Origin of the sequence: Dietzia maris (assembly GCF_036287335.1) — a bacterium.
Classification (GTDB): domain Bacteria; phylum Actinomycetota; class Actinomycetes; order Mycobacteriales; family Mycobacteriaceae; genus Dietzia; species Dietzia cinnamea.
In genome coordinates this window covers 1,103,336-1,115,657 of sequence record NZ_CP143053.1, presented here as the reverse complement: position 1 = coordinate 1,115,657, position 12,322 = coordinate 1,103,336, and the positions used below count along the sequence as shown (strand labels likewise).

Annotated in this window: 11 protein-coding genes and 1 other RNA gene; 4 read left to right on the top strand and 8 right to left on the bottom strand. The window is 70.4% G+C overall.

Features of this window, described 5'->3' with window-relative positions:
* Nucleotides 1-32: 32 nt before the first annotated feature.
* The gene (locus VYL96_RS05085; protein ID WP_243699562.1) at nt 33-1,967 is read left to right on the top strand and encodes an HNH endonuclease signature motif containing protein; all 1,935 of its coding nucleotides are present in this window, start codon (nt 33-35) and stop codon (nt 1,965-1,967) included.
* Between the two features lie 120 nt (nt 1,968-2,087).
* Here the strand turns inward: VYL96_RS05085 and ssrA are convergent.
* The 8 genes from ssrA to prfB form a co-directional block, all read right to left on the bottom strand.
* Nucleotides 2,088-2,461: a transfer-messenger RNA gene (ssrA, locus tag VYL96_RS05080) on the bottom strand.
* A gap of 82 nt (nt 2,462-2,543) precedes the next feature.
* Nucleotides 2,544-3,389, bottom strand: coding sequence for a DMT family transporter (locus tag VYL96_RS05075; protein WP_061229891.1), 846 nt, complete (start codon nt 3,387-3,389; stop codon nt 2,544-2,546).
* Entirely contained in the window at nt 3,389-3,898 is a 510-nt protein-coding gene (gene smpB / locus VYL96_RS05070; protein WP_007633865.1) for an SsrA-binding protein SmpB, read from the bottom strand. The genes VYL96_RS05075 and smpB overlap by 1 nt, the downstream gene beginning before the upstream one ends.
* Nucleotides 3,899-3,995: 97 nt before the next feature.
* Nucleotides 3,996-4,898: a permease-like cell division protein FtsX gene (gene ftsX, locus VYL96_RS05065; protein WP_131884948.1), complete on the bottom strand. Its 903-nt coding sequence runs from the start codon at nt 4,896-4,898 to the stop codon at nt 3,996-3,998.
* Nucleotides 4,898-5,587: a cell division ATP-binding protein FtsE gene (gene ftsE / locus VYL96_RS05060; protein WP_131884949.1), complete on the bottom strand. Its 690-nt coding sequence runs from the start codon at nt 5,585-5,587 to the stop codon at nt 4,898-4,900. The genes ftsX and ftsE overlap by 1 nt, the downstream gene beginning before the upstream one ends.
* 102 nt (nt 5,588-5,689) lie before the next feature.
* Nucleotides 5,690-6,457 carry a hypothetical protein gene (locus VYL96_RS05055; RefSeq protein WP_165928418.1) on the bottom strand — a complete coding sequence of 256 codons (768 nt, stop codon included), beginning with the start codon at nt 6,455-6,457 and terminating at the stop codon, nt 5,690-5,692.
* A complete protein-coding gene (locus VYL96_RS05050; protein WP_061229888.1) occupies nt 6,457-7,353 on the bottom strand; it encodes a mechanosensitive ion channel family protein in 897 nt (298 codons plus the stop codon). The genes VYL96_RS05055 and VYL96_RS05050 overlap by 1 nt, the downstream gene beginning before the upstream one ends.
* Complete coding sequence (gene prfB / locus VYL96_RS05045; RefSeq protein ID WP_131884950.1) at nt 7,353-8,459, bottom strand: peptide chain release factor 2; 1,107 nt, start codon at nt 8,457-8,459, stop codon at nt 7,353-7,355. The genes VYL96_RS05050 and prfB overlap by 1 nt, the downstream gene beginning before the upstream one ends.
* A 162-nt stretch (nt 8,460-8,621) precedes the next feature.
* On the opposite strand from prfB, the gene VYL96_RS05040 reads away from it, so the two are divergent.
* From VYL96_RS05040 to VYL96_RS05030, 3 genes are all read left to right on the top strand, one after another.
* Nucleotides 8,622-9,431: an inositol monophosphatase family protein gene (locus VYL96_RS05040; RefSeq protein WP_131884951.1), complete on the top strand. Its 810-nt coding sequence runs from the start codon at nt 8,622-8,624 to the stop codon at nt 9,429-9,431.
* A 121-nt stretch (nt 9,432-9,552) separates the two neighbouring features.
* A complete protein-coding gene (locus VYL96_RS05035; RefSeq protein ID WP_131884952.1) occupies nt 9,553-10,959 on the top strand; it encodes an acyl-CoA dehydrogenase family protein in 1,407 nt (468 codons plus the stop codon).
* Nucleotides 10,960-11,008: 49 nt separating this feature from the next.
* A complete protein-coding gene (locus tag VYL96_RS05030; RefSeq protein ID WP_131884953.1) occupies nt 11,009-12,214 on the top strand; it encodes an acyl-CoA dehydrogenase family protein in 1,206 nt (401 codons plus the stop codon).
* The last annotated feature ends 108 nt before the right edge of the window (nt 12,215-12,322 follow it).

Below are 12,322 nucleotides of genomic sequence, written 5' to 3'. Positions count from 1 at the left end.
GCGGCCGCACGGTCGATCACGGGGGGTGGGGCATGGACGGCGATCCCGAGCGCGCGGCCGGTGGCCCCACTGGCGCGTCCGGTGCTGCCGGCTCGTCCGGCCGTGCCGGCTCGTCCGGCCGTGCCGGCTCGTCCGGTGACGGCGCCGCCGCGGCGATGACGGGCCTGACGGCGGCGGCGCGGGCCGGGTGGGCGGCCGAGAATCGCGCGGCGGCGCAGCGTCTGGTGGCCTGTTACGCGCTGCTGCAGGAGTGTTGGCGCGAGTACGGCCACGGTATCGACGGCAGCCACGAGGCCCGCCCCGGCCACGCGGTGGTCGACGGCCTCGTCGCCGCCGCCGGCTACGTGGTGGCGGCGATGTCCATCTCCGCCAGACGCGCGGAGAAGATGCTGTCCTTCTCCTGGGAACTACACACCCGCTACCCGGCGATCCTCGAAGCCATGGCCGCCGGACTGATGGAACAACGCGTCGCCGAACTGCTCGCCCGGCAGATGGCCACCGTCCGCGGCGACGTGCTGGAGCAGGTCCAACGCCAGGTCGTCGACGACTACCTCAACGGCATCGCCGCCGGCATCCGACTGGGCGACAAGGCCCTACGCGATGAGATCGACGCCGTCATCGGCCGCCACGACCCCGACGCCATCCGGCTACGCAAAGAAGACGCCAGCCGCACCCGCGGCGTACGCATCGGCAAAGGCGTCGACGGCATGTCCAGCGTCTCCGCCCTGCTGGCCACCGAGGAAGCCGCCGTGTTGGCCGAGGCCCTCGACCAGCGGGTCGCCGAACACCAGGCCGCCGACGCCGACACCACCGCCGCGGCTGCCGGCCGGGCCGCCGACCCCGACACCGACCCGGACGAGCCGGCCGAGCCGGAGCCGAACTACTCCACAGCCGAACGCCGCGCCGACGCCCTGATGTCCCTGATCTGCGGCGACACCCCCAATCGCCCCGACGCTGCCAACGCTTCCGATGACGCCGCGAGCACAGACGATGCCGCCGACGGCGCCGTGGGCGCGCCCGCCGGCGCCGGCGGCGGTCCGGCTCCGGTGTTGCGGCCGAAGGTCACCGTCATCGCCACCGGCGACAACGGCCGCGACGAACACGGCGCGCGGGTGGAGTTCACCCGCACCGGCGAAGCCGCCCTGCAGACCCTGCTGGAAATGCTCGCCACCTCGGATGGGGCCACCTTCGAGCAGGTCGATCCCCGCCTCGGCGCCGCCGACGACACCGACGCCGCCCTGAGATACCGGCCCGGTGCCCAGTTGGCGCGCCGTGTCCGGCTCCGCGACGGCACCTGCCGCCACCCCGGGTGCACGATCCCGGCCGACGACTGCGACCTGGATCATGTGGTGCCGTTCAACCACGCCGACCCCGCCGCCGGCGGCCAGACCATCGAGGCGAACCTGGTGGCCCAATGCCGGCGCCACCACCGGTTCAAAACCTTCTCCGACTGGACCTACAAGCTCCAACCCGACGGCACCCTGATCGTGACCACCCCCGACGGCACCGTCATGCTCACCCGCCCCGACGGCCCGCTGGCCCACTACCGGCGCGAACAACAACGCGACGAAGCCGATGCCTGGGCACGCCAGCAACGCCGCAACCCCAGCCCCGTCTACGGGGCCGGGGTCCTAGACGAGGCCACCTACTTCGCCCGCCGCGCCCAACGCCTGGCCCGCGAACGCGCCCGCACCGCCGCCCGCAACACCGCCGAAGCCACCGACACCGCACCGACCGCGCCGCCACCCGACACCGGCGCCGAGGCAGCCGAGACCGCCCCAGACCCGAACGCGGGTCCGGACTCGAACACGGCCCCGGGCCCGGCCCCGCGTGAGCGTATGACCCCCGCCGCGGCCAGCCGCTGGTGGCAACGCAACAAACCCACCGACAGCACCCTCGAAAAAGCCATCCTCCACGCCCTCCACGAGCACCTCGACGAACTCCTCCAACCACCACCACCCTTCTGAGGCGGGAGGGAGTCAGCGCCGGCGGTCGGCGCGCGAACGGACTCTGCATCGATCGTTCCGAGCAACACCCTGAAATGCACTGAACCCCCGGTCGTCGAGACGACCGGGGGTTCAGTCCGATTGTGGAGCTGCCGGGAATTGAACCCGGGTCCTCCGCAGCATCGGCAGGGCTTCTCCGTGCGCAGTCCGCGTTGGCCTCTACTCGGATCTCGCCCTCATGCGGACGTGTTGGCGATGACGATCCCAGTCACTGTGAGTTGTCCCGACCCACCCCGTGACCGGGTGAGCCGGTGATCCCTCTAGATGATGCCGGGTTCCGGGGCGAGAGCGACCCCGGGCCGACAGACTACGGGCTCGCTATCAGGCAGCGAGGGCGTAGTCGCGCTGATTGGTATCGGCGCGTAATTGGTTGCCACGACGCTTACGGTGGTCTCTGGCCTGCACCGGCACGCTTCCCCTGCGTCAGCTCACGTAGTCGAAACCACATCAGCCCCTCAGGAGCCGCCGACTTCCGCCGACGGACCTCCAACCATACCCCGGGGGACCGTCGATTACCAGGGTAACGTCCGTCTCCGGTCAGCCAAGCGTGAGGAGGACGATCGCGACGCCGGCCAGGCCCAGCCCAGCCAATTGGACCGCGCGCATCCGCTCGCCCCCATGCGTGACCGCCAGCGCGACGGTGAAGGCGGGGTACAGGGCGGCGATAACGCTGACGAGGGAGAGCATCCCTGCCTGGGAGGCGAAGTAGAACGCACCATTCGCGATCGCGTCGAACACGGCGATCACCACCCCGATCGCGATGAGCCGGCGCGGGAAGCGGAACGACTCACGCGCGGCCACGGCAGCGGCGAGCAACATCACCGTCGCGCCTACCCGCGACGCCGCGACCGGCCAGAGCCCCTCGCCCGCGGGCACCCGCGACAACAGGACGAAGAAGGCGGCGAACGCCGAGCCCGACACAACCGACATCACCAGGAGCGACGCCGTCAACCGCCCGTGCGCGGCGGACGAGCCGTCCGCGCCCTCCAGGGACACGAGGACGGTGGCCACGAGCGCCACCGCCATCCCCGCCATCGCCGCGGACCCGGGCCGCTCCCCCGCCGCCAACCCGAAGGCCAGAGGTCCGGCGGCGGCCAGGACCGCCGTGATCGGTGAGATGACGCTCATCGGCCCCCGGGACAGCGCCACATAGAACGTCCACACCGCGGCGCCGGATGCGAGCCCGGACGCCAACCCCCACCCCAGGCCCGCCGGAGTAGGTGACCCGCCCGCGACGAGGGCCGCGACCCCCACGAGCACGATCGAGACAGGGTAGGCCACGCTGACGACGCGCAACGCCCGCGCGCGGCGGGACGCCACGCCACCGAGATAGTCACTGATGCCGTACGCCACCGCCGAGGTCGACGCCAGCGCGACCGGCATCACGCCCGCATGCCCTTGATCTTCCTGCCCAGCTCGCGGACCGCTTCGCGCTCGGCCGTCCGCCGGGCGATGTCCTGCCGCTTGTCGTGGGCCTGCTTACCCCGCGCGACGGCCAGTTCGACCTTGACGCGACCGTTCACGAAGTAGAGCGACAACGGGACGAGCGTCGCGTTCCCGTCGCGCACCTTGCCCACGAGCGAGTCGATCTCCCGGCGGTGTAGCAGGAGCTTCCGCGCCCGCTTGGGGGCATGATTCGTCCAGCTCCCGTGCGAATACTCGGGGATGTGGAGCCCGCGGAGCCACACCTCGCCGTCGTCGACCGTCGCGAACGCGTCGACCAGCGAGGCCTTACCCTCCCGCATGCTCTTGATCTCGGTGCCCACGAGGGCGATCCCGGCCTCGTAGGTGTCCAGGATGTGGAAATCGTGCCTGGCCTTGCGGTTACTCGCGACGATGCTCCCGTCGGAGCCGAGGGAGGACGCGCCCTTCTTCTTGTTTTTCTTGGCCACGTCGGTTCACCTCCTCGTTGCTGTTGCGCAGCCCCCAGAGTCTAGACGAGCCGGAAGGGGCGGCGGCCGTCAGTGCCGGGCCATCAGTACCGGGCCATCAGTGCCGGACCGTCAGCCTCAGGGTCACCCACGCCGTCAACGCGGAGGCCACCGCGCCGGCGACGACGAGCCCCGGGGCGAGAACCAGAATGTCGGAGGTCGTGATCCTCTCGACGAGATTCGCCCGGTACGCCTCGTCCAGCACCCTGTCGAGGAACACGCTCTTGGCCACCAACAGACCCCCCACCGCAAGGACGGCGCCGGTGATCGCCGCGATCACCGCTTCGAGCACGAACGGCAACTCGGTGTACCACCGGCTCGCGCCCACCAGGCGCATGATCCCGACCGCGGTGCGTCGCGTGAACGCCGCGATCTGGGTCATGTTGGCGATGAGCAGGACGGTCGCCACGAGCTGAACCACCGCTATGGCGAACGCCGCGTTGCGGATGCCGCCGAGAACCGAGAAGACGCGCTCGACCAACTCACCCTGCCCCTGCACGACCTCGATCCCGGACACGTCCGCCAGATCCACCGCGACCTCCTCCGCCCGCGTCGGATCGGACAGAGTGAGGGTGAACCGCGAGCCGAGAGCGTCCGGCGACGTCGACTCCACCAGAACCGGGTCGGTCGAGGCGAACAGCTCGACGAACTCGGAGTAGGTCTCCTGCGGGTTCTTGTACTCCACAGACGCCACACCCGGCGTCTCCTCGAGCTGCTCGCGGATCCTCGCGCACTCCGCCGCGCATTCCGGGTCCTCGACGGAGATCGAGCGGTCCACGTAGACGCGGAACTCGTTGAGGTAGTCGTACTTGGCCTGGCTCGCGGACGCGGTCATCGCCACCAGCAGGCCGGCCCCCAGCATCCCCAGCGCGACGGCCGTGGTGATGATCATGGCCAGCGTCATGGAGAGGTTCCGGCGCAGTCCCTGCGCGACCTCCGACGCGATGAACCTGACGGCCATCAGCGATCCGCCCCGTAGGTCCCGCGTGCGTCATCCCGCACGACCGCACCGTCGACCAGTTCCACGACCCGGCGGCGCGACCGGTCCACGATGTGGCGGTCGTGCGTGGCCATGAGCACCGTGGTGCCCGTCCTGTTGATCCGGTCGAGCAGCAACATGATGTCCTCACTGGTCTCCGGGTCGAGATTGCCCGTCGGCTCATCCGCGAGCAGCAGCACGGGACGGTTCACGAACGCCCGGGCGATGGCGACTCGCTGCTGCTCTCCCCCGGACAACTCGTGCGGCCGACGATCCGCCTTGGTACCCAGTCCGACCATGTCGAGCGTCTCCGGGACGACCTTCTCGATGGTCCGGCGGGACTTGCCGATGACCTGGAGCGCGAACGCCACGTTCTCCGCGACCGTCTTGCCCGGCAGGAGGCGGAAATCCTGGAACACGCAACCGAGCGAACGCCGCAGCCCGGGCACATCCGAGTTCTTCATGCGTGTGAGGTCGTGGCCGGCCACGACGAGCCGACCCGAGTCCGGCCGCTCCTCCCTCAGCAGCAGCCGCAGGAAGGTCGACTTACCGGAGCCGGAGGCACCGATGAGGAAGGCGAACTCGCCGTCGTCGATCTCCACGCTCACATCGGACAGAGCCGGGCGCGTCACGGACGCGTACGACTTGGTCACATGGGAAGCACTGATCACACGAGCAGCGTAGCGCCACACCGGTCACCTGTTGGCGCCGCTGGCCGAACACCGTGATCCGCCGGCGGGACCGCCGAAGCGCCGCCCGGTGCCCGAGAGGCGTCACCCCTCGAGGGCGCCGCCGCTCGGAACAGAGGTCGCAACGCCCTCGGGTGCCTGCTGACCAGTCTGCTGTTGCGACTGCTGCTGAGGCTGCTCCTGCGGCGCCTGTTGCTGCGGCGCCTGTTGCTGCGGCGCCTGCGTCTGCTCCTGCCGGGTGGGAGTCGATCCCGCCGTTCCGCGCAAGCCACCCGGGCCCGGGCTGGTGGTGGCGGTGCCCTCGGGGCCGGTGGTCGTCGTCCCGGTCGTCGCGGTCCCCGTCTGATCCGGCCCTGTCGTGGGAGTGGGATCGGTGGTGCCCGTAATCTCCGACGGCCCGGTCTGCTCGGACGATGACTCAGCCGGCTCGGTCGGCGCACTGGTCGCGGGCGGGGCCGGCGGGCCGAAGGCGACGACCGGCTGCTCACGGACGAGCAGATACAGCACCCCGGCGACGACGAACGCGCCGAGAAGGATCGCGGTCGTCCGCGACATCGACAGGAACTCCCCGATCAGCGCCACGATCGCGGGCTTCGGCCGGCGTGAGGGCGCGTCGGGCGGTGGCGTGCCGCCGAGGCCCAGCGGATCGGGCTGTTCGCGGGCGGACGGGTCCTGGCGCAGCACGGGCTCCTGACGCGTGGCGTCATCCTCCCGGGCCGTACCGGCGTCGGGTGTCGTATCAGCGTCGGGGGTCGCGTCGGCGCCCCGGGCCACGTCACCGTCGCGGATCGTGTCGTCGTTCCGGGTCGTGTCGTCGTTCCGGGTCGTGTCGTCGTCTCTGTGCCGTGCCATCAGACGCTCCCCTCTCCGGTCTGCGGGCGGAGCATCCCCGCCCGGATGGCCGCGAGCGCCTCCGGTTCCAGGACTATGCCCTCCTGCCTGAACCGTCGCAGGATCACCGCGCGCATGCGCCGGCCGACCTCCCACTGCATTCCCGGCTTGGTGCGGGCGAGCAGGCGGATGATGGTCTGCTCCAGCTTGATGGACTGCACGCCCATCACGGACGGCTCGTCGAGCACGTACTCGCCCACACGGTCGTCGTCGACGATGTCCCGGCACACCTCGGCCAGCACCTCGTGCGCCTTGTCCATGTCGGCGTTGTTGGGGACCGGAACGTCGATGATCGCCCGCGCCCAGTCCTGCGACTGGTTGACGGCGGTGACGATCTGACCGTTGGGGACGATCACGGCCTCACCGTCCAGCGTGCGCAGCCGGGTGACGCGGAGAGTGACGTCCTCGATGGTGCCGGCGGCGACGCCGGTCGCTGTCGTGAGCTCCACGATGTCGCCGTACCCGTACTGCCTCTCGGCGAGGACGAAGAATCCCGCGAGGAAGTCCTGGACGATCTTCTGCGCGCCGAAGCCCAGTGCCGCGCCGAGGACGGTCGCCGGCGCGACCAGGGCGACGAGGTTCACGCCGAAGCGCAGGAGGATCTGGATCCCGAAGAGGACGTAGAGGACGGCGACGGCGACATAGGAGAGCACCTGGATCAGCGAGTGCAGGTGCTTGGACTCCTCGGACCACAGCTCCTTGTCCGCGTTCTTGGCGTCGATCCGGCCGGTCCACATCCGGGCGATCTTGCCGATCACGCGGGTCAGCAGGGCCGCCCCCAGGACGAGGAGGACGACCTCCAGCCCCTCGTTGCTCAGCCAACGGAGAATTCCGCTGAAGTCGGTCTGGACCCTCACTAGGCGTCGGCCCCCTCCCGCATCCGCCACCGGATGCCGGCTTCGATGAATCCGTCGATGTCACCGTCGAGCACCGCCGACGGGTTGTTGACCTCGTGCTCGGTCCGGAGGTCCTTGACCATCTGGTACGGGTGCAGCACGTAGGAGCGCATCTGGTTGCCCCACGACGCGTTGCCGCCCGAACCGAGGGCGTCCATCGCGGCCCGTTCCTCCTGCCGCTTGCGCTCGAGCAGCTTGGCCTGCAGAACCTTCATGGCCGCGACCTTGTTCTGCAGCTGCGACTTCTCGTTCTGACACGTCACGACGATCCCCGTGGGGATGTGCGTGAGGCGCACCGCGGAGTCGGTGGTGTTGACCGACTGCCCACCGGGACCCGACGAGCGGTACACGTCGACGCGGACCTCGTTCTCCGGGACCTCGATCGAGTCGACCGTCTCGACCACGGGAAGCACCTCGACCTCGGCGAAGGAGGTCTGGCGGCGCCCCTGGTTGTCGAACGGCGAGATGCGCACGAGGCGGTGGGTGCCCTGCTCGACCGAGAGGGTGCCGTACATGTACGGGCCCTTGACGATGAAGGTGGCGGACTTGATGCCGGCCTCCTCCGCGTACGAGGTGTCGTAGACCTCGACCTTGTGGCCGTTCTTCTCCGCCCAGCGCACGTACATCCGCATGAGCATCTCCGCGAAGTCCGCGGCGTCGACACCGCCGGCGCCCGCGCGGATGTTCACGACGGCCTCACGCTGGTCGTACTCACCGCTGAGCATCGTCTTGACCTCCATGGCCTCGACGTCCTCACGCAGGCTCGCCCGCTCGGCATCCGCCTCCTCGACGGCGTCGCCGCCTTCCTCCTCCGCGAGCTCGTACATCAGCGGCAGATCCTCGATCCGCTGCCGCAGTTCGCGGCAGCGACGTAGGTCCGCCTGGATGTACGACAGCTCGCTGGTGACCTTCTGAGCCCGGTCCTGGTCGTTCCACAGGTCCGGGTCGGCGGCCATCTGCTCGAGCTCGTCGACGCGGCGGGCGAGCTCGTCGATGTCGAGAACCTTCTCGACGGTGGTCATGGTCGCGTCGAGGGCTGCGATGTCGGCGGAGACTTCAGGGTGCACGAGACGAGTCTACGCGGCCCGGGCGTCGCCCACCGTTTCCCCGCCCGTCGCCCCGACGTGACCCGCCACACCACCCGTGGTCGCCCGCCGCGGGTAGCGTCGAGAGCCGCGGACCCGCTGCCGCCCGTGGTCAGCGCGCCGCGACCCCAGCGGAGGAAGTGCATGTCCATCGACACCGGCCACCCGCGCCCCCTGCCCGACGAGCACACCGGGCGACTGACCGACGTCGACCTGGCCGCCCGCCTCGTCGTCGACGCCGGCACCCTGGCGCGCCGCCTGCGCGAGGACGGACTCGACGTCCGGCGCAAGACGTCCGTCTCGGACGTCGTCACCGAGGCGGACGACGCCGCCGAACGACACATCACCGCGCTCCTCGCCGCCCACCGGCCGGACGACGGCGTCCTCGGCGAAGAGGGAACCCTGGTCGCCGGCGGCCACGACCGGCGGTGGGTCGTGGACCCCGTCGACGGCACCTACAACTTCGTCTCCGGCTCCGACTACTGGTGCTCGGCAGTGGCACTCAGTGGCCCCGACGACTACCTGCTCGGCGCGGTCCACCGCCCCGCCACCGGCGAGACCTTCGTCGGCGGCTCCGAGACCCCCACCCGCCGCAACGGCGTCCCCGTGACCCCGCTGTCCCCCGGCGACCTCGCCGCCGGCAGTCTCGCCACCTACCTCCACCCGCCGTTCCTCACCGACCCCGATCTGGCCGAGCCGTTCCACCGCGTGAGCCGGGGCGCGGCGACCATCCGGATGCTCGGATCCGGATCGGTCGACCTGGCCTCGGTCGCCTGCGGGATCCACACCGTGTGGTGCCAGCACTCCTGCCCGGAGTGGGACTGGCTGCCCGGCCGCGCACTCGTCGAGGGCGCGGGCGGGGTCTGCGCGACCGTGGAGGTCAACGGCTACGACTGGTTCGTGGCGGGCCGCCAGGGTGCCGTCGACCAGGCGGTCGCCCTGCTCCGCGGCTGAACCAACCCCCGCCGAACAACGGTGCCGAGAACTTCAGGGGAAAGTGTGGCGCTCGGAACTTACTCCGAAGTAAGGTGTTGGCGACCACACCGCCCACCGTCCGTCACGAGAACAGCTGGTGATGATGAGTAAGAACCCCACGACCCCGCCCACGACGGGACGCGCGAAGACCTCCACACCGGGCAAGAACCCCACACGCATCGACGCCATCGGCGCCGCGATGCGTGCGCTGACCACGATCACCGGGTCGGAGTTCGCCGAGCGGTTCGGACTGCGCCAGAAGGTCGACCGGGTGACCTACGAGGCCACCAAGACCGGATTCAAGACCCTCGGGGCAGCGACCAAGTCGTTCAAGAAGGTGTCCGGCGGCGGCGCGCCCAAGCGCCTGCCCGACGCCGACACCGAGGCGCGGCCCGACCTGTTCGACCTCACGCTGGACGACGACCAGCAGATGATCTCCCAGACCGTGCGCGAGTTCGCCACCGAGGTCATCCGCCCGGCCGCCCACGACGCCGACGCCGCCGCCGAGGCACCCGCCTCACTTCTCGAGCGGTCCGCCGAGATCGGCGCCACCATGCTCAACGTCCCGGAGGAGTTCGAGGGCATCGCCTCCGAGCGCGGCGTGGTGACCAACTCCCTCGTCGCCGAGGCCCTCGCCTACGGCGATATGGGCCTGGCCCTGCCGATCCTCGCGCCGTCCGGCGTGGCCACCACCCTGACCCAGTTCGGATCCGACACCCAGCAGAAGTCCTACCTGCCGGCGTTCGCCTCCGAGAAGGTCCCGGCCGCCGCCGTCGTGGTGGCCGAGCCCCGGCCACTGTTCGACCCGTTCGACCTGAAGACGACCGCCGTGCGTACCCCCGGCGGCTTCACGCTCAACGGCGTCAAGTCGATGGTGCCCACGGCCGGGAACGCGGAACTCTTCGTCGTCGCCGCCACCCTCGACGGCGCGCCGACCTTCTTCGTCGTGGAATCCGACACCGACGGACTCGTGGTGGAGGCCGATCCGTCCATGGGCCTGCGCGCCGCCGGCCTGGGTCGCCTCGTCCTCACCGACGTGGCCGTGCCCGCCGACGCGATCCTCGGCGGCCCGGACGTGTCCCCCGAGGACCGCGCCGCCGCCTACGCCGACGTGATCCGCCTCTCGCGCCTCGGATGGGCGTCGCTGGCCGTGGGCACCTCCCACGCGGTCCTCGACTACGTCACGCCCTACGTCAAGGAGCGCCACGCGTTCGGCGAGCCCATCGCGCACCGCCAGGCGGTCGCGTTCGCCGTGGCCGACATGGCCACCGAGCTCGACGGCATGCGCCTGGTCACCTGGCGCGGCGCCTCCCGCGCCGAGCAGGGGCTGTCGTTCGCCCGCGAGGCCGCCCTGGCCCGCAAGATCGCCGCCGACAAGGGGATGAAGATCGGCCTCGACGGTGTCCAGCTGCTGGGCGGGCACGGGTTCACCAAGGAGCATCCCGTCGAGCGCTGGTACCGCGACCTGCGCGCCGTGGGCGTGGCCGAGGGCGTGGTGGTCCTGTGACCGCCCCCCGCCCCGCCACCCTCCCGAACCGGACCAAGGACATCCAGCGATGATCAACCTCGAACTACCCAAGAAGCTCCAGGCGGGTGCGAACCAGGCCCGCCAGGTGGCCACCCAGATCTTCCGGCCCATCTCGCGCAAGTACGACCTCGCCGAGCACGGGTACCCCGTGGAACTCGACACCCTCAAGGCCATGATGGAGGCCATGGAGGACGCCGGCCAGGCCGCCTCGGGCGCCACGATGGGATCCGGCGGCGCCCCCAAGCGCGAGGGCGTTTCCAACGGCGGCAACATGAAATCGCTGCTCAACATCATCGAGACCTGCTGGGGCGATGTCGGCCTCACGCTCTCGATCCCCCGGCAGGGCCTGGGGAACTCCGCCATCGCGGCCGTGGCCAACGACGAGCAGATGGAGAAGTTCGGCCGCGTGTGGGCCTCCATGGCCATCACCGAGCCGGACTTCGGCTCCGACTCCGCCGCCGTGTCGGCCACCGCCCGCCTCGACGGCGACGAGTACGTCCTCAACGGCACCAAGATCTTCGTCACCTCCGGTGCCCGTGCCGACCACATCGTCGTGTGGGCGACCCTGGACAAGAGCAAGGGCCGCGCCGCCATCAAGTCCTTCGTCGTGCCGCGCGACCACCCCGGCGTCTCCGTGGACCGGCTCGAGCACAAGCTCGGCATCCGCGCCTCCGACACCGCGCAGATCACCTTCACCGACTGCCGCGTCCCCAAGGAGAACCTCCTGGGCGACCCGGAGATCCGCGTGGACAAGGGCTTCGCCGGCGCCATGCAGACGTTCGACAACACCCGTCCGCTGGTCGCGGGCATGGCGGTGGGCGTCGCGCGCGCCGCGCTCGAGGAGATCCGCACGCTCCTCGAGGAGGCCGGGATGGAGATCGACTACGACCGGCCCGCCACCAGCCAGCCCGCCGCCGTGGCCAAGTACCTCGAGCTCGAGGCCGACTGGGAGGCCGCGTACCTCCTCACGCTGCGCGCGGCGTGGATGGCCGACAACAAGATGCCCAACACCAAGGAAGCGTCGATGTGCAAGGCCAAGGCCGGGCGCACCGGCTCTGCCGTGACACTGGGCGCCGTCGAACTCGCGGGCAGCTACGGCTACTCCGAGCGCAGCTTCCTCGAGAAGTGGTCGCGCGATTCCAAGATCCTCGACATCTTCGAGGGCACCCAGCAGATCCAGCAGCTGGTCATCGCCCGGCGCATCCTCGACCTGTCGAGCGCCGAGCTGAAGTGAGCTGACCCGCCGGACGGGGCGACGAGACCCGTCGGATCAACGAGAAGAGCGTTCCGCACACCACGCCGAGCGGGTGTGCGGAACGCTCCTCTCGATGGATCCCGGGGC